Annotated in this window: 23 protein-coding genes; 18 read left to right on the top strand and 5 right to left on the bottom strand. The window is 65.4% G+C overall.

Annotated features, from left to right (window positions below; genetic code table 11):
- Positions 1–16: 16 nt before the first annotated feature.
- Complete coding sequence (locus HYG77_RS38315; protein WP_109336386.1) at positions 17–2,173, bottom strand: MMPL family transporter; 2,157 nt, start codon at positions 2,171–2,173, stop codon at positions 17–19.
- Positions 2,174–2,249: 76 nt separating this feature from the next.
- On the bottom strand, positions 2,250–2,564 hold the full coding sequence (locus HYG77_RS38310; RefSeq protein ID WP_109336385.1) for a rhodanese-like domain-containing protein: 315 nt from the start codon (positions 2,562–2,564) through the stop codon (positions 2,250–2,252).
- 382 nt (positions 2,565–2,946) lie between these two features.
- Between HYG77_RS38310 and HYG77_RS38305 the strand changes: the two genes are divergently transcribed.
- Both HYG77_RS38305 and HYG77_RS38300 read left to right on the top strand, forming a co-directional pair.
- The gene (locus HYG77_RS38305; protein WP_208964530.1) at positions 2,947–4,326 is read left to right on the top strand and encodes an MBL fold metallo-hydrolase; all 1,380 of its coding nucleotides are present in this window, start codon (positions 2,947–2,949) and stop codon (positions 4,324–4,326) included.
- A gap of 118 nt (positions 4,327–4,444) precedes the next feature.
- Positions 4,445–4,618 carry a hypothetical protein gene (locus HYG77_RS38300; protein WP_208964527.1) on the top strand — a complete coding sequence of 58 codons (174 nt, stop codon included), beginning with the start codon at positions 4,445–4,447 and terminating at the stop codon, positions 4,616–4,618.
- A gap of 182 nt (positions 4,619–4,800) precedes the next feature.
- Here HYG77_RS38300 and HYG77_RS38295 read toward each other — a convergent pair whose 3' ends face one another.
- Complete coding sequence (locus HYG77_RS38295; protein ID WP_208964526.1) at positions 4,801–5,334, bottom strand: hypothetical protein; 534 nt, start codon at positions 5,332–5,334, stop codon at positions 4,801–4,803.
- 405 nt (positions 5,335–5,739) lie between these two features.
- Between HYG77_RS38295 and HYG77_RS38290 the strand changes: the two genes are divergently transcribed.
- The 14 genes from HYG77_RS38290 to HYG77_RS38225 all read left to right on the top strand — a co-directional run bounded on the left by HYG77_RS38290 (position 5,740) and on the right by HYG77_RS38225 (position 15,333).
- A complete protein-coding gene (locus tag HYG77_RS38290; RefSeq protein ID WP_208964525.1) occupies positions 5,740–6,312 on the top strand; it encodes a DUF2243 domain-containing protein in 573 nt (190 codons plus the stop codon).
- The gene (locus HYG77_RS38285; RefSeq protein WP_208964524.1) at positions 6,305–7,183 is read left to right on the top strand and encodes a cytochrome c oxidase assembly protein; all 879 of its coding nucleotides are present in this window, start codon (positions 6,305–6,307) and stop codon (positions 7,181–7,183) included. The genes HYG77_RS38290 and HYG77_RS38285 overlap by 8 nt, the downstream gene beginning before the upstream one ends.
- Before the next feature lie 1,015 nt (positions 7,184–8,198).
- Positions 8,199–8,405: a hypothetical protein gene (locus HYG77_RS38280; protein WP_208964523.1), complete on the top strand. Its 207-nt coding sequence runs from the start codon at positions 8,199–8,201 to the stop codon at positions 8,403–8,405.
- Between the two features lie 22 nt (positions 8,406–8,427).
- The gene (locus HYG77_RS38275; RefSeq protein WP_208964522.1) at positions 8,428–8,685 is read left to right on the top strand and encodes a hypothetical protein; all 258 of its coding nucleotides are present in this window, start codon (positions 8,428–8,430) and stop codon (positions 8,683–8,685) included.
- Between the two features lie 87 nt (positions 8,686–8,772).
- Complete coding sequence (locus HYG77_RS38270) at positions 8,773–10,356, top strand: ParB N-terminal domain-containing protein (RefSeq protein WP_208964521.1); 1,584 nt, start codon at positions 8,773–8,775, stop codon at positions 10,354–10,356.
- A gap of 240 nt (positions 10,357–10,596) precedes the next feature.
- A complete protein-coding gene (locus HYG77_RS38265; RefSeq protein WP_109336384.1) occupies positions 10,597–11,073 on the top strand; it encodes a hypothetical protein in 477 nt (158 codons plus the stop codon).
- Between the two features lie 144 nt (positions 11,074–11,217).
- On the top strand, positions 11,218–11,550 hold the full coding sequence (locus tag HYG77_RS38260) for a hypothetical protein (RefSeq protein ID WP_230990490.1): 333 nt from the start codon (positions 11,218–11,220) through the stop codon (positions 11,548–11,550).
- 492 nt (positions 11,551–12,042) lie between these two features.
- Positions 12,043–12,276 (top strand): glutaredoxin domain-containing protein, encoded by a 234-nt coding sequence (locus HYG77_RS38255; RefSeq protein ID WP_109336383.1) that lies wholly within the window; start codon positions 12,043–12,045, stop codon positions 12,274–12,276.
- Positions 12,277–12,332: 56 nt separating this feature from the next.
- Positions 12,333–12,887: a DnaB-like helicase N-terminal domain-containing protein gene (locus tag HYG77_RS38250; RefSeq protein WP_109336382.1), complete on the top strand. Its 555-nt coding sequence runs from the start codon at positions 12,333–12,335 to the stop codon at positions 12,885–12,887.
- Positions 12,884–13,072, top strand: coding sequence for a hypothetical protein (locus tag HYG77_RS38245; protein ID WP_109336381.1), 189 nt, complete (start codon positions 12,884–12,886; stop codon positions 13,070–13,072). Before HYG77_RS38250 ends, HYG77_RS38245 begins: the two co-directional genes overlap by 4 nt.
- A gap of 125 nt (positions 13,073–13,197) precedes the next feature.
- Entirely contained in the window at positions 13,198–13,356 is a 159-nt protein-coding gene (locus HYG77_RS38240) for a hypothetical protein (protein WP_159928296.1), read from the top strand.
- Complete coding sequence (locus tag HYG77_RS38235; RefSeq protein ID WP_109336380.1) at positions 13,346–13,642, top strand: hypothetical protein; 297 nt, start codon at positions 13,346–13,348, stop codon at positions 13,640–13,642. Before HYG77_RS38240 ends, HYG77_RS38235 begins: the two co-directional genes overlap by 11 nt.
- A 139-nt stretch (positions 13,643–13,781) precedes the next feature.
- On the top strand, positions 13,782–14,114 hold the full coding sequence (locus HYG77_RS38230; RefSeq protein WP_109336379.1) for a hypothetical protein: 333 nt from the start codon (positions 13,782–13,784) through the stop codon (positions 14,112–14,114).
- Positions 14,115–14,346: 232 nt separating this feature from the next.
- Positions 14,347–15,333 carry a ferritin-like domain-containing protein gene (locus HYG77_RS38225; protein WP_208964520.1) on the top strand — a complete coding sequence of 329 codons (987 nt, stop codon included), beginning with the start codon at positions 14,347–14,349 and terminating at the stop codon, positions 15,331–15,333.
- Positions 15,334–15,511: 178 nt separating this feature from the next.
- Here the strand turns inward: HYG77_RS38225 and HYG77_RS38220 are convergent, their stop codons facing one another.
- Together HYG77_RS38220 and HYG77_RS38215 are read right to left on the bottom strand one after the other, a co-directional pair.
- Positions 15,512–15,718 (bottom strand): hypothetical protein, encoded by a 207-nt coding sequence (locus HYG77_RS38220; RefSeq protein WP_109336378.1) that lies wholly within the window; start codon positions 15,716–15,718, stop codon positions 15,512–15,514.
- Positions 15,719–16,074: 356 nt separating this feature from the next.
- Positions 16,075–16,386 (bottom strand): hypothetical protein, encoded by a 312-nt coding sequence (locus HYG77_RS38215; protein WP_208964519.1) that lies wholly within the window; start codon positions 16,384–16,386, stop codon positions 16,075–16,077.
- A gap of 234 nt (positions 16,387–16,620) precedes the next feature.
- Here HYG77_RS38215 and mihF point away from each other — a divergent pair, with 234 nt between their 5' ends.
- Positions 16,621–17,424 carry an integration host factor, actinobacterial type gene (mihF, locus tag HYG77_RS41100; protein WP_348273611.1) on the top strand — a complete coding sequence of 268 codons (804 nt, stop codon included), beginning with the start codon at positions 16,621–16,623 and terminating at the stop codon, positions 17,422–17,424.
- A 409-nt stretch (positions 17,425–17,833) separates the two neighbouring features.
- A complete protein-coding gene (locus tag HYG77_RS38205) occupies positions 17,834–18,199 on the top strand; it encodes a hypothetical protein (protein WP_208964518.1) in 366 nt (121 codons plus the stop codon).
- Positions 18,200–18,518 lie beyond the last annotated feature (319 nt).

Raw genomic sequence — 18,518 nt, 5'->3', positions numbered from 1 at the left:
CCCCCGGCTCTTTCTCTCAGTGCGAGAAATCGATCTTCGGCAGGACCTTGCGCAGCCAGGCCGGTGACCACCAGGCGGCGTGTCCGGTCAACCGCAGCAGCACCGGCAGCAGCACCAACCGGATCAGCACCGCATCGAGCAGCACCGCGACACCGAGGATGATGCCCATCTCCTTCGGGGGCAGCGGGTCGGCCAGGGCGAAGGTGAAGAACACCGCCACCATCACCGCCGCGGCGGCGAAGATCACCCGCCCCGAATGCGCCAGACCGTCGACGTGCGCGACCTTCGGATCCCCTGACCGCTCGTAGTGCTCCTTGGCCGTGGCGAGGAGGAACACGGTGTAGTCCATGGCGATTGCGAAGATCATCGCGAAGAAGAACACCGGTCCCCACCCGTCGAGGAAGCCCTGGGGAGTGAAACCGAGCAGGCTCGCGCCGTGGCCGTCCTGGAAGATCAGCTTCGCGACCCCGAATGCGGCGGCGGTCGAGAGCAGGCTGACCACGGTGCCGAGGAGCGCGATCAGCGGGGCCTGTAGCGCCACCAGCAACAGCACGAATCCGAGGATCAGGATGATGCCGACGATCAGCGGGAGGTAGTCGTTCAGTGCCTGCTGCAGATCGAGGTTCTCCGCCGGTGCGCCGCCGACCAACGCGCCCTCGGGTAGATCCGCGCGCAAAGTGTCGAGAATCGTGCCCATCTGCGCGTCGGAGGGATCGACGGTCGGCATGGCCTGGAGCATCACGTAATCGCTGCCATCGGGGGCGGGCTGCGGCGGGGTGACCATGGCGATGCCGTCCGTGGCCGTGGCCGCGGCCGCGGTCTCGGCACTCTCGGCGGCGGGGGTGATGATCTGCAGCATGCCCGGTGCGCCCTCACCCATCTGGGCTTGGACGAGTTCGTAGCCCTGGCGGACCGGGGCGTCGGTGGGAACGACCTCGATCGAGGGCATGGCAACCTTCAGACCGAGTACCGGGATCGACAGCGCGATCAGCACGAGCAGGGAACCGATCGCGAACGGCCACGGGTGGCGGTGCAGCAGCTCACCCCAGGCGGCGAACCGCGGCGAACGGTGTACCTGCCGCTTGGCGTGGGGTAGGGAGCCGGCGTTGACTCTGCTGCCGAGTGTGCCCAGGACCGCGGGCAGCAGCGTCATCGACGCCACCAGCACGAAGAACACCGCCAGCATGATCCCGACGGCCATCGTCCGCACAGCCGGCGCGGGCACCAGGAGCACCGCGGACAGGCTGACCAGCACCGTGATCCCGGACAGCACCACGGCCTTCCCGGCGGTGTCCATCGTTTCGGCCACGGCGGCCCGCGGCGACGAGGCGTGACGGATCGCATCGCGGAAGCGGGCGACGATGAACAGGGCGTAATCGATCCCGAGCGCGAGCGCGAACATCATCGCGAAGTTCATCGCCCACACCGAGATCGGGGTGATTTCGTTGAGCAGGACCAGGCCGCCGGCCGAGGCGACGAGCCCGGCCAGGGTCAACAGCAGCGGCAGCCCGGCGGCGACGAGGGACCCGAACGCGAGCACCATGATCGCCAATGTCACCGGCCAGGAAAATAATTCGGCCTGAATCATCGCGTCGTGGTTGGCCTTGTTGAAATCGCTCCACAGGGCGGATGCGCCGGTTGGGTACACCTCGATCCCGTCGCCGGAGAGGGCGGTCAGTTCCGCTTTGTGGTCGTCGACGGCCTTGACCATGTCGTCGGTGCTCGCGTTCGCACCCGCGATGAGGATGCCGGTATGACCGTCCGGGCTGATCGACATGCCCGGCTGCGGTGCGATCAGCGCACCGAACCGTGGGTCGCCGGCGAAGACGGTCCCGACGTCGCTGAGGGTCTGTTGCATCTGCGGGCTGTCGACGGTCCGGGTGTCCGAGTGCACGACCACCTGCACCGCGGCAGAGGAATTGCCCCCGAAGTGCTGCTGCGCGAGCTCACGCACCTGCACCGATTCGGAGCCGTTGGCCTGCCACCCGGCACCGGCCAGGGAGCTGAACACCGACGGGGCGGCGGCGCCGAGCGCCACCAGCAGGACCAGCCAGATGCCGAACACCCATTTTGTGTGCCCGGCCATGGTCGCGCCCATCCGGCCGAGCACACCGCCGGCGGTGATCGGCTCGGCCGCCGGGTTGTCGACGCCCAATGCCGTACTGCGGGTCATACAAGTCCTCCTCGAGGTGATGGCCGAACGAAAGCGCTGGCAGCGCGTATCGGCGAGGTCGGGGGTGAGGGTTCGCTCACGATCCGTCTCCGGTGTCGAGCGGCCGGCCCAGGGCGGCCCAGCCCGAGGTGCCCCCGGCGACCGAGACCGCGCTGCGGCCGGCGGCCTCCACGATCCGGGCCCCCTCCCGGCTGCGATTACCGGACGCGCAGATCACGTAGACGACGTCCCCCGCGGGAATCTCCGCGGTCTGAGCGGCGAGTTGGCCGAGCGGCATCAACAGCGCACCGGGAACGTGCCCGTCGACGTACTCCCATCGCTCGCGCACATCCACGACAGGAACTCCGTCGGCCCAGCTCACGGCGAATTCACCGAGGTCTACCTCACGCATATCAAACTCCTTCATACCCTAGGGGGTATCTGCGGCAGCTCGCCCACTGTACCCCAGGGGGTATCTAGGAAAGCAAGTGTGCCGATTGCCCGTGACGCGAGCGGGCGAGGGAACCAGAAGGATCCGCGCCAGTTCGGCTCGCCTGCTGTCATGGGAACCGCGCGCAGCCAAGTGCCGCTTTCGCCCGCCGGCGGCGAGGGTGCCCGGCTACCCATAAGGGCGCATGAGATGACCGCCCTCGCCGCGGCGGGTGCCACCGCCCGGGTGGACGGGCCTATTAACCTAGCGAGTATGGATACCCCAGGGGGTACTTGACATACCCCCTGGGGTATATGGCAGCATGTGGCTCATACCCGAGGACGTCGACCCGATGGAGGAACGCATGATTCTCGAGCAGTACTACATCGAATGCCTGTCGCACGCGTCGTACCTGATCGGTGACGAGAGCACCGGCCGGGCGGTGGTAGTCGATCCGCGCCGGGACATCGGCGAGTATCTCGATGACGCAGACAAGCACGGGTTGCGCATCGAGGGCGTGATCAACACCCACTTCCACGCGGATTTCGTTTCCGGCCACCTGGAACTGGTCGAGGCAACCGGGGCGTGGATCGGGTTCGGCGAGGCCGCCGAGACCGACTACCCGATCCGCCGCTTAGCCGATGGCGAGCGGATCCGCCTCGGCGAGGCCGAGCTCGAGATCCTGTCGACCCCGGGACACACCTGGGAGTCGATCTCGGTGCTGGTACGCGAGCGGGCGGGGACGACACCGACCGCGGTGCTCACCGGCGACTCGCTATTCATCGGCGACGTCGGCCGACCGGACCTGGTCAACCTCGGCCACGGAACCAACACCGACCTGGCCCGAGCGATGTACCGCACGGTGCACGAGAAGCTGCTGACTCTGCCCGATCAGGTCACTGTCATGCCCGCCCACGGTGCCGGCTCGTCCTGCGGGAAGAACCTCTCGACGGAGCTGACCTCGACTATCGGGGAGCAGCGCGCCACCAATCCGTCGGTGCAGCCGATGAGCGCGGACGCCTTCGTCGCGTTGGTCACCGAGGGCCAGCCCGCGGCGCCGTCCTACTTCTCGGTCGACGCCGCGATGAACAAGCGGGTCCATCCCCTTCTCACCCGAGACCGGGCCATCCCCGAACTTTCGCCGGAACGGGTGCGCACCGAACTCGTCGCCGGCACCCGGGTGGTCGACGCGCGCAGCGTGGACGACTTCGCAGCCGGTCATCTGCGCGGTTCGGTCAATGTCGGGTTCGACGGCCGGTTCGCCGAGACCGGCGGGATGGTCGCCGAAGTGGGCGAGAAGCTGGTGCTGATCACCGACCCGGGCAAGGAACAGGACGCGGCGGTGCGGCTGGCGCGAATCGGTTCGGACAATACGATCGGCTACCTTACCGTCGGCCGCGACGGGTCCTTTCCCGCCGAGTTGGCTGATCTCGTGCAGTCGGCGCGCCGCACCACCATCGACGAGCTCGAGGCCCTGCTCACCGCCGACGCGGTGACCCTCGTCGACATCCGCAATCCGGGCGAGCGGGAGTTCGGGACGATACCGGGTGCGGTGCCGATTCCGCTGGCGCAGTTGCGCACCCGGCTCGAGCAGATACCCACCGGCAAACCGATCGTGGTGCACTGCGCCGGCGGCTGGCGGTCGAGTGTGGCCGCGTCGCTGCTGCGGGCGCAGGGCTTCGAGAACGTGTCCGACCTGCTCGGCGGCTACAACGCCTGGGCCGAATCGCACGTCCCCGCCTGACCCTTCGCGTAATCGGCCGGGTGAAGGCCCTCGACATCGCCCGGGTGCACGCCACAGTCGCCGGCCCCTGACCCGAACCCGTTCACCCCAACCCCGCACTCGTACCAGGAGGATCCCCATGTGCTACCCCGTCACCTGCCCGAACTGCGGCAACACCGGCTGGGGCGGTTGCGGCCGACACGTCGACACCGTCATGCGCTCCATACCTACCGCCGACCACTGCACCTGCGGTCAGGACACCACCCCGGACCAAGGCCAGCGCCGCACCCTGCGTTCACTCTTCCGCCGTTGACCAAACTCCCCGGACGGGTTGGTCGCGACGTGGGTACTGCCGAGAGGTAACCAAACAGGCCGAACCGTGTGGGAAGGCACCCGAAAAGGTTTGAGGCCGTGTGTTGGCTCCTTTCCCGACGCTGAGGAGTCCAACTCGGCCGCACGCATCGCGGGGGCCTGCTTGTGTCAGATCTGCATGGGTCAGCGACCCCATGCCCGGCGTCGGGACGGCGGTGTGACATCGGAATGGCGACCAGGTACGAGTTCGGCGTGCCGCTGGCCGGGCCCGGGGCCGCGTCGAGCCGCTAGCGCGTCCGAGACGGCTCCGGTGACGAAGCCATAGACGGTCTTGTGGAGCACATCGATCACCAATTCTGTACGGGGCCAGGTCTCTGGTGGTGCGCCGACGCCGGTCGCATTCTCGAAAATCTGGTCGTTGGTCAGACGCATGACGGTGAACTTCGCGGACGCAAGCGGGCCCCGAAGTCCGACCTCGGCCATGATCGAACGCAACACGCCGAGGGCAATTCCCTGGCCGAAGTGCATCGCCCAGTTCAGCGACGTCAGGTTCGTCCCAGCCGACTCTGACGCGCCCGTCAGTCGTGCGAGTACACGACCCGGCACGTGGGAGTTGGGTCGGCCGGTGACGATCTGCTCTATCTTTTCTCCCACCGTCATGGCGACGACGCCGACTGTTCCGGCTACCAGGCCCTCTGCCAGTGCATTCCTCAACATGGTCGCCGTGATACCCAGGATGAGATCCTAGAAACCAAGAGCGTGGAACTGCACGGCGCAGGGACGGCCGATGGCTACCGATCGGTTCGAGGACAGATGTGGTGCGGAATTTGTCTCGTACTGTGCGCGCAGGTTTCTCCTGAAGCGAGGCCTCAACGTCAAACCGCGCACCCTTCCATTCCTCGGCGCAGTCCTCCACTCCCTCGCAGCGTGCAATCCCTTCCGAGCTGCAGTGATCCCCCGTCACAGCGGCAGAGCCACGCGAGGTTTCCCTCATTCAACATCGGGTACTCGGCGACACAGTTTCTCAGCGGAGGGGCTACCGTCTCGCCGCTGCGGTGTGCGGTGCGCCGTGGTGCGCCGATGACGGCTCCGATCGGTCCGAGGACATGAAGTGAGGTAAGCGTGGCTCTTCGAAGGACTCGTACAAGCGAGCAAGAGCGCACCGCGCGCGGCAGTTGGCACCTCGACGGTGCGCAGGGTTCGTTCTGGTCCGGGATACTGCTTGCAGCAGCAGTTTTCACCATTATCGACGAGACCATATTGCACCTGCTGCTTCACTGGCATCACTTCTACGATCGCGCCAGTCCAGGATTCGCACTGACGAGCGACGGGATCTTTCAAGCAGTCGGAGTCATATCCTTGGTGGCCAGTGCATACCTCGTCGCGGATCTTCGTCGGCGGGCGGTGTGGCGCCCAATCTGGCTCGCGACAGGGTTGGCGTTTGGTCTCGGCATCATTGGTCTGATCGATGAAGTGGTCGTCCACAAAATTCTCAATTGGCATCAGATCCACTACGGCGCGGAAGTCTGGAAGTACGACATTGGTGCAGGATTGTGTATCGTGACCGCACTGCTGGCAGGTGCAGCACTATTGCGCATCGCTCGGCGCGGTGGAGAGGACCTGCGGATAGGAAAGTCGCAGGTACTGTCCGAATCCGAAAGGCCTGACGACACCGATCGCAACGCTGATGGATGACAGCCACCAACATGGAGGCTCGGCGGACGTCGCGGCAGGCTTCTCTTGGGGGTGGTCAGCTGTTGGACTGATCCTGACGATCGGCGTGGTCTGCTACGCCTGGGGAGTTGTACGTGCGCAGCGTCGTCTTGGACGGCAGTGGAGTAGGCATCGTTCGCTCAGCTGGGTGGCCGGTGTGGGGATGGTGGCTGCAGCGCTCTCTCCGCCAATGCAGCAGTTCGCTCATCGCGATGCCAGTGGGCACATGGTTCAACACCTGCTGCTCGGAATGTACGCACCGATACTCCTCATGCTGGCGGCACCAGTCTCGGTCCTGTTGGCAGCGGTCTCACCGCGGGTTGGGCGTGGCATCGGTCGAATCCTGCATAACCCCGTGCTACACATAGTTTCTCACCCGATTACCGCTGCCATGCTCAACGTGGGCGGGCTCTATCTTCTCTACATGACACCGCTGTACTCCTTCACGATGCACGCACCGCTCGCGCACGTGTTGGTTCAGGTGCATTTTCTGGTCGCCGGCTATCTCTTCGCGTGGTCAATCGCCGGTCCTGACCCAGCACCCCGCAGACCAGGTATGACAACGAGACTAAGTGTTCTGATGGTGGCTATCGCCGCACACGGATACCTCGCCAAATTGCTCTACGCACACGCCGGCGACCTACCCCCGGGCACTTCAGACCCGATTTCCCAACTCGAAAAAGCCGCGCAGTGGATGTACTACGGAGGCGAACCCGCCGAACTTCTTCTGGCAGCTGCACTGTTCGCCTGGTGGTACCGACGCCGCGCCCCCCTCGCTAGCCAGTCCACGAATTTGACCAACTGCCCAAGCTATAGCCACGACGCACAGCGTCTGCGACCTCAGCCACAGTGACTGAAAAGGACCCGGCTTCAGGACGTACCGACAGCGCACTTGGCAAGCAACCATTCTGCTCCTCGACTACGACGTTGAGATCCAGGTGATGAACGCGGCGGAGCCACCCTCTTGCCCGCTACCGGTGCTATTTCGTCAGGCCGGTGGGATGCGACGTGCGCTTGTCGTAGCCGCCGGGCGCGGGGAAGGCTAGGGATCGTCCTGCAGTCGTGAAGGTTGTGCGCCGAGCCTGTCAAAGTGTCGTTCGATGCCGATTCGTCGACCGAGGAATGGGCGCGGAAACGGCACGACTGAGGGCATAGGTCAACGCGGCCGTCAATGGCCGTAACGATTCCGATTGGCAGCAGGTTCGGGCCGACCAGCCCCGGTCGGGCGTCACCGATCCCGTCGTGGCCTCAACCGGCGGCAACTGCTTGGCCCTCACCGGCAATGCCGGTTACGCCCCGATGGCCGGTCGCTCTACCTCCTTGCCACGACCACCAAGGGGAACCCGCAGTGGCCACCGGGGACTCGTCACGAACTGGGCTATCGCATTCGTGCTAGTGGCGCTCCTGGCCCTGGTAGCCCCTCATTACTCTCGTGTTCGTTCACTGGATGAACCTCGAAGAACTCAACATTTTGATCATGCCAGTGCAGATTCGCGAGAAAGGTGCAGTCATCCAGTCTGATTGGCGGCCGGCTACCAGTAGCGAACCCTACTGGCGGCCGGCCACCTGCGGTGTCCCCCAAGAGGAGCTCCGCTGCGCTCCGCCCGGGAAGAGCATTGATTTGTTTTCCCTTCTGGCCTTCCGATTCTGATCGGCGGTGACCTGCGCGCAACCCCTGACTCCGCTGCGCTCCGGCCTACGGCTCCGGGAAACTTCTCTCGACTCGCTGCGCTCGACGAGAAACTTTCCCGGCTCAGAAGTTGCACTCCGGCCCCCTCATGCCGATCCGATTCTCCTTCGCCAGAAGGGCAAAAAAAATTGGCGGGCACGAGATTCGAGTCCCGTCCACGACGAAAGGTTCACCCTCAGTGAGCGTCACCATCATCAACCTCGAAGAGCACACCACCCCGGCAGTGCTGGCCGCCTCCGAGCGCCACGACAAGGCCCGCGAACTCACTACCTGGGCAACCGGTCAGATCGCGCGGTCGCAGACCGCAACCGGTGCGGTCAGGGCCGGTCACCTGGCCAACGCGGCACGCGCCCTGGACGAGGCCAGCGCGCTCCTGCATTCCTAAAGCGACGAGAGACGGAAAAAACATGTATGACGTGGTGAAAATCTGCGAGACGACCGACCGGGTAGCCGAGTTGTTCAGCGACGGTGAGTTCGGGGAAGCGATCGCCACTCACTGCACGTGCAGTGAGGTCGATCGGTTCGTGGAACTGCTGCTCGCGACCGGCAACCACGACAGAGCCGAACACCTGCTCGTGACCCACATCAAAGCCGATCGCTGCGCCGACGTGCACACCTCGCTGCATCAGCCCGACCCACCAGCGCGCGCACTCGCGCACCGCTGACCGCCAAAAACGCCCTGTAACACCAGAACACCGGGCAGCTGGAATCTGCCCGGTGTTCTGGAAACGAAGTCTAGGAGAACGAACACCATGACCGCAACCATCGACACCGCCACGACGATCGAGACCAACGACGAAACGTTGATGCGGCTCGACCCGAACATCATCGAGATCGGCCGCAACTGCCGCACCACGGTAGAGCTGCCGCTCGCAAAGGAATTCGTGGAATCCGTCCGCACCCAAGGGGTGCTGCTGGCGGTCACCGCGATCGAGTTGGCGGACGGCACGATCAGCCTCCGCGACGGTCAGCGACGCGTCCTCGCCGCGCGCGAGGCCGCCCTCGCTTCCATCCCGGTACTCGTGCGCCCCGACCGGGCCGCCGACGACAAGACGCGCGAGTTCGAGCGGATCAGTCACCAGGTCGTCGCGAACGATCAGCGCGAGGACTTGACCGCCGGTGACCGTGCCGCCGCCGTCGCGGACATGCTCGAGCTCGGATTCTCCGTCACCAAGGTCGCCAAAGCGGTATCCATGCCCCGCGAGCAGGTCAAAGCGAACGGGGTCATCGGTAAATCGGACAAGGCCCGCGCGGCATTCGAAGCCGGACAACTCGACATGGACAAGGCCGCGATCCTCGCCGAGTTCGACGCTGCGGGCGACAGCGACGCCGTCGAGGAGTTGCTGAGCAACGGCCGGTGGAACTTCCGCTTCACCGCCGAGCGGCTGCGCAACGACCGCGCCGAGAAGGCCGCACGCGCCGACGCCGCCCAGCCCTACGCGGTGATGGGATACACGATCCTCACCGAGGAACCCGATTACGCCCGCGACTTGCTGCTCGCGGACCTGGTCCACACGGAAGGCGGCGAGGTCACCGAAGCCGACACCGAGAACGACCCGACCAAGTGGGCGGTGTGGCTGACCCAGGCCGAACACTACGTCGATACCGCCAGCGGTGAGGAGATCGACGCCGAGAGTGTCGATTGGGGAACCGAGGACGACGACGAGGCCACCCCGGCAGAGGGCTACCGGCACGCGAACACCGTGCAGGTGCGCCAGGTGTGGGTGCCGGAGTACGTCTGCCTGGATTCAGAGGGTGCCGGGGTGGCACTCTCCCCGATCCTCGCCGCCGCCCGCACCGTCGCACCCGCCGAGGATGGCATGAGCGGCGAGGACGCGGCCGTGGCAGCGGCCCGCCGGGAGACGGAGGAGAAGGCGCAGGCCCGCAAGGAGCGTCGACAGGTCATCGCGTTGAATAAGCAAGCCGTTGCGGCGACCACCGTCCGCCGCGACTTCCTGCGGACTCTCCTGACGCGGAAGACCCCACCGAAGTCGGCAGCGAAGTTCGTCGCGGCGACTCTTGCCGCCGATCCGCGATTGCTGACCGAGCACAAGGCCGGTGAGGTAGTCGGGGAAATCCTCGGAAACTCCGGTATCGCCACGTCCGAGGCGCTCGTGACGATGGTGGACAAGGCCAGCGACAACCGCGCCCAGGTGATCACCCTGGCCCTGGTCCTCGCCGGTCTGGAAGCGCGGATGGTCAAGGATGCGTGGCGGTGGCGTCCGCAGGGCAGCGCCGGATACTTCGCGTTCCTCGCCGAGAACGGGCACACCCTGACCGAGGTCGAGGAAGTCATCGCCCGCACCCGCACCGCCGATCAGGTCGCCCTCGACTGACCGACCCTCACCGGCCGGGACGGAACACCACCGCCCCGGCCCGTGGGCCAGCCGATCACCGCGAAAACGCGGTCGGCCACACCCCGCGCCGACCACCGAACAAACCTCACCACCGGCACCCGGCGGCGCGGGGTGTGGCCGAAGCGACGGACTCCCGCATCCAGCCGGCCACCCGCTCGGCGCACCACAACAACCCGGGCCCTGCAAGCGGTCCGGCTCCGAACGAAAGGTCCCTCTCACATGGGCACATCAACATCACCCGTGGCTCCCGTCGAAGAGACATCCGAGCTGCTCGACTACCCCCACTACGGCACCTTGGAGGAAATCTACGCCCGCGAGCTGACCCGACTCGCGGCAATCGGCGTCACCGATCCCGACGTGGCCTCAACGGGCGGCAACTGCTACGCCCTCACCGGCAATGCCGGTTACGCACCCGACGGCCGATCGATCTACCTCCTGGCCACCACCAACGGTGATCCCGCCGTGGCGGCCGGGGAACCCGTCACGAGCTGGGCCGTCGGCCTCTACGACACGCGAGGCGACTCGGTCGCCCTGGCAATGGGCGAGGCCAGCGTCGACACGCCCGGCGACTCCCCAAATGCCCTCGGCGGCGCGGTCACCCGCGCCCGCACGGCACTGCACCAGTACACAGACACCGCACCGGCCGGGAAGACCGCTCTCATCGGCGACCACGGCCAGACCTGGATCCCCGAATAACCCACCTGCACCCCACGTATCCACTACCAAAGGAGATCGAAACACTATGTCGAACACACTCTTCAAGCCGGGCGACCGAGTCATCATCGACCCCCGTGTCGCGTCCAAAGACATGCAGGACGCGTCTTCGAGGTGGTGCGCCGGTTGAAAGTGAACTACGAGCTCACGCCACTCGACGGTATCGGCCCCGGAGTGAGGGCGCAGCCAGAAGTGCTGTTGCCCGCGCCCGAGGAACTGTTAGCGAAACCGATCGTCGCGGTCGCGCCCTTGTCGACCGGGTCCACGGTGCGGGTGAAGCAGGCCCGAAGTATCGATCCGACCACGCTGTTCGTGGTCCTCTCGAACGGTGCCACGGTGAAGATCGCCGAGCTGGGCGGCGACGACGGCCGGTACTGGAATGTGCCACGAACCGCGCTGGAGAAGGTGACGATCGACGTCGCCGCCGCCGCGGCCAGCGCCCAGATAACCGACGTCTGACCCAGGAGCCCACAAACGCGGTGCATGGCGGGGGAAGCGTGACCGCCATGCACCGCACCACCTAAATAAATGGGTCAAAAAAAGATAAAACGCCGAGAGGTCAGAGAAACACAAAACAATTCCGGCACCATCCCCATATTTCTCTCATCCTCCTACCGGCCGACCACGCATCAAAGGCCGCTCGCAAAACTTCTCCACGCGGTCACCCGCTCCCTTATATCGCGGAAAACTTTCCCCGCTCACCTTGACGCACCGCCGCCCCGCCAGAACATTCGCCAATACCAGGGAAGCAGCTCCCCGGCCAGGTGAGGAGGCGGTATAGCCCCAGGTAAGCGCTGTTGGGGAAGCGTGCTGTCGGTGCCGAAAAATGGCGCGGAAAGTGTTATATGAATGACTGGTGTAATTACCGAAATAATTACTTCGGAAGGCTTGGATATGGGCGCTCATTTCGATAAGATAAACGTAATCGAAATTCAGACAGAGGGGGGAGTTGTGGCAATCACCGTGTGCACCAAACCGGGCTGCGATCAGTGCAACGCGACGTTTATGCAATTCGACAAAGCGGGGATCGAGTACACGGTTGTCGACATCACCGAGAACCCCGAAGCCCGCGACTACGTGCAGAGCCTCGGCTACCTCCAGGCGCCTGTCGTCGTGGCCGGCAACCAACACTGGTCCGGCTTCCGAATTCGACACATTAAAGACGTCATCGCGGCCGCCGCCTGAGGACCCCATCCCCTGATCCCGGCCAGCCGACCATGCCCACACGAAAGGACCGCCCCGTGAGCGCAGCACTCGCACTCGTCCCCGGACAGACGCAGTCCGCCGACACCGAGCCGCTCCAACCACAAGACTTCGCCGACGACCTCCACGCAGACGTGGAAGCGCTCTTCCTGTGCGCGTTGTTGTGGGCACCCCCGGCAGCTGCGAAACACTCCGTCGGCATCCTCGAACCCACCGACTTCGTGCGCCCCATCCACCGCGAGTTCTTCATCCTGATCCGCGGCCTGATCGAGAGCGGGGCACCCCACAATGCGGCGATGGTCGGGGCAGCGCTCGAACGATCCGGTGACCTCGCCGGTCATCACGGATCCGAACGCTCCCGCCACCTCGCCAACATCACCACCCTCGGCGCCGAACACGCCGCGATCGATCACTACGCGCGCGCCCTGTTCAGCCAGGCATACCGGCGCAGCTTCGCCACCGCAGCAACCGCACTCACCCAGGCTGCTCGGGAACTTTCCGAGGACCAGCTCTACGCGCACATGTGCGACCTCGGCCGCCGCCAACGCGCACTCACCGACCGCCGCAACGCCATCGAAGGAGACAACCAGTGAGCATCCACCCCGACCAGCGCACCGACGACGAACGCGACGCCTACCAACTCCACAACTCCGGACTCACCTGGACACAGGTCGCCAGAGAAATCGGCTGCACCGAAGGGACCGCCCAAGCCTTCGCCACCGCCTACCAGCAACGCACCGATGACGCCGCCGCCCAATCTCAGATCACCTTGTTCTGACGGACCTCATGCACTCAAACCCACACCCACACCCACACCCATGGCCGGACGCGCAGCGGTCGCGCACCACCCGCAGTGCTCCGCGATCGTCCTCGACGCGGCCGGTAGCTCAACCGGAGGAACCTGTGACTGACACCGCACACAACCCCCACTCCCAACACGAGCGGATCGACCTCACCACCGCACTCGACACCGAGGGAAACACCATCCTGATGAACTTTCTACGCGCACATCTGCTTCACTCCCTCACCACCGGGCAGGACCACCACAACGATGACCACTGAACAGTCCAGCACCAACCTTCAGCAGATCGACGGAGGAACCGCCCCGTCCGGCGGTCCCCGATCCCGTGAACAGCCGGAAGCTGCTGGGTTCGACGACCACACCGAACAAACGGATACGGGCACCGACAACCCCATCGGAATCGAAGCGAACCCGATCTCCTCCACCATCGACGGACTCGTCGACGGCGTCGAGATCTGGACCTACGGCCAGAGCGTGATCCTCGACCGCGACGACGCCTTCACCCTCGTGGATAGGCTCCTCGACGCCCTACGCAACGCGCGATAAACACCGACGCGATCGGCCGCGGTGCATGACGGTCACCCGCAGCGGTTCATCCTCCGGACCTTCTACACCCACACCGCAATAGCCCCGGCAGAACTGTGTGAGCCCGCCCCACACGAACAACCCCAGAAAGGGTGCCGCAATGGGAGCATTAGCACTCGCCGCGCTTGCTGCATGGGCCGTGTGGGTATTCGGCTCCGGACTCGCCCGATTCGCAGGAGCCGTCCTCATCCTCGTCAGCCTCCTCCGGCTCGCAACCCACACAGCCGATCCACGAGCATTCCCCACCCTTGCAGCAGGCATGGGGCTGTGGCTCGCCGGACACTGGCTCTGGGCGATCAAACACAAGCTCTGGCGATCACAGCTCGCCCTGAACATCTACAGCCTCCCTGGGCTACACCACCTCGCCCCCATCGCGACCAACCACACACGCAGGCCCTCCAAGTGGGCACCAGAGCGGCAGCGCGAGTCGTAAGCAGTCAACGAACACCGCCTGGTGCACACACCGATTTTCTTCGCACTCGTGTTGTTGGGCATGCTCGCACCCTTCGCTCGACGGACCTCCGGAGCATATGCAGGAACCCGCATGAGCGCCGAACGATTCTCAGACGCGTAACGGTTACCGGAGGGTAGGTCGGGGTAGTCACGGGGCGGTGCACCTGCGCCGAACCGAAGCCGTCCATCCACGTCGAAAGGGGTAAACACGTATGAGCACAACCGATACCGCCACACTGCTGACGCAGTTGCGCACCATCCTGGATCTGACCAACACCGAAATCCAGGTCGCCGAGACCCGAGTCGCCCAGGCCAGAACCGAGGCCGTGCGCCGCGAACTGCTCGAGAACGCCGACAACGCCCGCGGCCGGGCCGAGGCCATCGACGCGGCGATCCGCGACCTCGGCGGAATCCCCGAGCTGATCGGGCCGTTCCTGGGACGTGCCGCCGCCGCGGTGAAAACGGTGGTCGAGCAGGCCCAACCGTTCGACGAAGCGCTACTCGGTGATTTGGCCCTCGAACACCAGCTCCTCGACCGCGCCCGCTACATCAAAGCCCTTGCCACCGCCGCGGGCCGCAAAGACATCGAGAATCTTGCGTTCCGGCTGATCACCGCACACCAGGCCACGGTGGACTGGCTGACCACCGTCTTGGCCGAAGAGGCGCTCGGTGGGCCGGCCGCGTTGCGCCGCACCCCGTTGCAGGCGGCCACCGGGACCGCGGTGCGGTTGATCAACGTGCCGGTGTCCTGGTCCGCGCGCGGCCTGGACCGGGCCCTGGACACCGTCCGCGCCACCCCACCCTCCCTAGGGGAACTGCTCAGCCGGGGCGTGCACGCCGGGGACGTCGCGGTCAAAACTTTGACCGCGAGCCGCGACGCCGCCCTTGAGACCGCCGAGAAGGTCACCCGCGAGCAAGGCGCCGAGGGCGCCGAGGGCGCCGAGGGTGCCGAGGGCGCCCTGCGTTCGGTCCGCACCGGCACCTCCACCGGTGTCCCGGAATCCGGCGAGTTGCCGATCGAGGACTTCGACGAGCTCAACGTCTCCCAGGCCGTGGCGGCGGTGAAGGAACTCACCGATCCCGCCGACGTCCGGGCGATCGTCGCCTACGAGGAAGCGCACAAGAACCGGCACGGGGTCGTCTCCGCCGCGCAGACCCGGCTGGCTGCGATCGCCAAGGAAGTCGCCGGGATCACCTGACCCCGGGCGCACCCGGGTGCCGCCGTCAGCAGGCGCGGACCTGGGACTCGGTTCACGGAATACCCCCGCAGCCTCGAGGGGTCTGCGGGGGTATTCCTCTGCAACCAGAGTCGGGCGGGACGGTTGCCCGTGGCTACTCCCCGGATCTCACGCCGCAGCCCGACCCTGGCGAGGGGGTCTATTCGGCGAGTTTCGCGACGGCTTGGGCCCAGAGGAAGAACTTGTTGGTGCCCAGGTCCGCGACGGTCTTGATGTTGAACGCGGCCTTGAGGTGTTCGGCGTCGGACTCGCTCACCCCCTCGGGCGCGGCGACCGGGGCCTGCGCGAGTTCCTCGATCGGACGGGTTTCGTAGGCCTTGTCGAACTTCGACGCGATACCTGCCATGTGCTGACCTCCACTACTCGTTGTGGTTCCATGGTCGAGCCGCCGCACCCGTGTGTTGCCACCCGTAGGCCAGTTAATCCGCTCCCGCACCTGAGCGCACCGGTTTCGGTCACGGCGAGCCGCTTGCCATCACCCTGACCGCCAGGCGTATCGCCAGGTGGCGTGCTGGCACATCACGGGTCGACCGTGGAGTAGTCCAGGACATTATGGGTATTCGATGGGTGCTGCCGTGTGATCACGAGCGGCAACCCCGCCGCGACAGTGAAGACCCTCCGGTCGCCTAACCCCTTCGGCCGGAGGGTCGCCACATTGCGGCCGTCGAACAATGGCTTCCGCCTGCAACTGTGCGCCGTTGGTTACCAGCCGTTCATGAGTTGGATCTCGATTCCCGGCTGGACTTTGCGGCGCTGCTCGGCGGTCAGCTCGCCCACCAGACTGCCTTCCGGGATTCCCAACACGGCCATGACCGCCGCCGGCCCGAGTGCCGCTCCCGGGAGATACGTGGCGATCAGCTGGTCGACGGGCAGACTTCGCACGCCTGGGCTGTCGGCGTGCGCGAGCACGTCCGAGACCGGACGGGTGCCGGAGAGCAGTGCGCGGGTGCGGGCCGTCCGTGCCGCGGACATCTCGACAACCTGGCCGCCGGTGGCAGCAGAGCGCTCGGACACAGGTGCTTTCCTTCCAGAAGGGACGAGTTGTGACACCGTAGCGTGAGCTGACGCTCCCGCACAGCTATCGCTTTGAGCGTCCTTCGCTGGTCGGTTGAAACTCGTTGCTTTAATTGAAGTTTCACGTATCGATCCATGGGCGGGACCTGCTGGATCCCGCGAACCCGCGCCGCCGGCGGTGCGGTGATGGTGAGATAGGTGCCGACAAAATTTGGGCCATGGAGGAGACCAGGTATGGACTTTCCGGAGTTGACCCCCGAACAGCGAGCGACGGCGTGGGCGAAGGCCACCGCGCTCCGTCAGGCCCGCCATGACCTCCTCGCCGCGGTGAAGGCCGGGAAACTGCCTATCGCCGATGTCCTCGCCCGGGCAGAGACCGACGCGATCGTGCGCAAAACCCGGGTCAGTGTGCTGGTGAAGGCGCTTCCCGGGGTGGACGCCGCACGGGCGGCGCACATTCTCGGCGGGCTGTCGATCCCCGACGCTCAGCGGATCGGTGGCCTCGACACCCACCAACGTCAGAGATTGCTCGATCTCGTTGCCGGCCGCACACCCGATGCCCGACACGACGTTCGGCCCGCACCACCGGCCACGGTTGTCCTTGATCGCTCGGCGATCGCGGCGGCCATACCGGAATTCCTGAAAGGACTCTCACCGGCGCCCGGTACCGATCTTCCCGAGGATGATCCGGCCCTCCTCGAGTGCCTGTGGGCCGATGAGCACGACAGCAGAGAAGTCCATATCGTCGTCCGGCAGCGGGCGACAACCCCGGAGCAGATCGACCGCATCCGCGCAGGCAGGGTCTATACCGGCAGCTACCCCGAATACAAGATTGTCGACACCTCCCGTTTACGGGCGGTGAACGCGGTGGGCGCGATGATGGTCGATTCGAATCCGACCAGGACCCTCGAGATCCCCGTTAGCCGAGACATCGTCATCCGCATGCCGCAACTGCAGGTCGAGGTGGTGTCCTGGAGGGCGGCAGTAACCACCGAGATCGGTACCCGGGTGGCCGAACTCGCTGCCGCAGCCACGTAATCCACCCGCTCGCTCCCCGGCAGGTCGAAAAGGACTCGAACCGGTCCAGAAGAACACCAACATCGACACGAATCCCAAAGCCCCGTCGGCGGGCGCGAGCGCGGGACGACAGTACGAACGTCGGCGGGTGCGCTTGGTGTGATTGGAGACTTCCCTCAGACAGGGGTTCGGCCGGGAATGCGTTCACATTCTCGGCCGGATCTCTGCTTCTCGAGTTTTCACCGTTACCGATTACTCTCTCGATCCGCGAGTTCCAATATACGCCCGGACCGCGCCAATATACGCCCGGACCGCGGCCGATCGCAACGGCCGAATTTACGCTCACGCGCCGACGCGATGCGATTTCTGACCGAGGGTTTCGGCGCCGATAGTCCTGACAGAAATACCTCCTGGGAGGACACTATGAGGTATGCGCAGCGTGTTCGCGCACCAAGCCGTTCTGTTCATGACTCCGGAGGCTGATATCGGTGCCCCCGGGGCCGCGGTGACGTCCGCGTTATGCACTCATTGGGGCCGTCAGCGGCCCTGCTCACTGGCACCGCACCACACCCACGCCGCCCGTGACGGCGGAGAGGTCCGGATCCGGGTCGTGTTCGCCGTCGACCCGGCCCATGAAAGCGCTGTCCGGTGCCGCATCGAGAACGCGCTGGCCACCGGCCACCTGTGCGGGCCAGGCGTGGCCAACACCGAATGGCAACTATGCAGCTGCGCCCCCACCGCCCCGACCACGGAAGAAACCGAGCAGGTCACCCGCCAGTTTCCTGACGCCGGATAAGTCACCCGGCGCCCCCTGAAGGATGAATGCCGTCCGACACGGTCCGGGTCGCGGAACTGCAGAGCATGACAGCGGCCCGGCTCCCACTGTGCGGGTGAGTCGAGCTGCTGCCGTCCTGGAACGAGGTCGCGAGCGGTCAGCCGATGCCGATGCCACCGCCGAAGGTGACGCTCAACCACTTCAGGAAAGCGTCGAATGCGACACTGAAGTCAATACCTGCAGAGCCCATCAGAAGTCACTCCTTTACCCTTTGTTGCATTCCCACGGGATCCGTTGATCCGCGCTTACTTACATATCGACGAAAATCCCGAAACGTTTC

The organism is Rhodococcus sp. ZPP, from assembly GCF_017656075.1.
GTDB lineage: Bacteria > Actinomycetota > Actinomycetes > Mycobacteriales > Mycobacteriaceae > Rhodococcus_F > Rhodococcus_F oxybenzonivorans.
The sequence above is the reverse complement of the archived record's forward strand: the minus strand, read 5'-3'. Positions and strand labels throughout refer to the sequence as shown.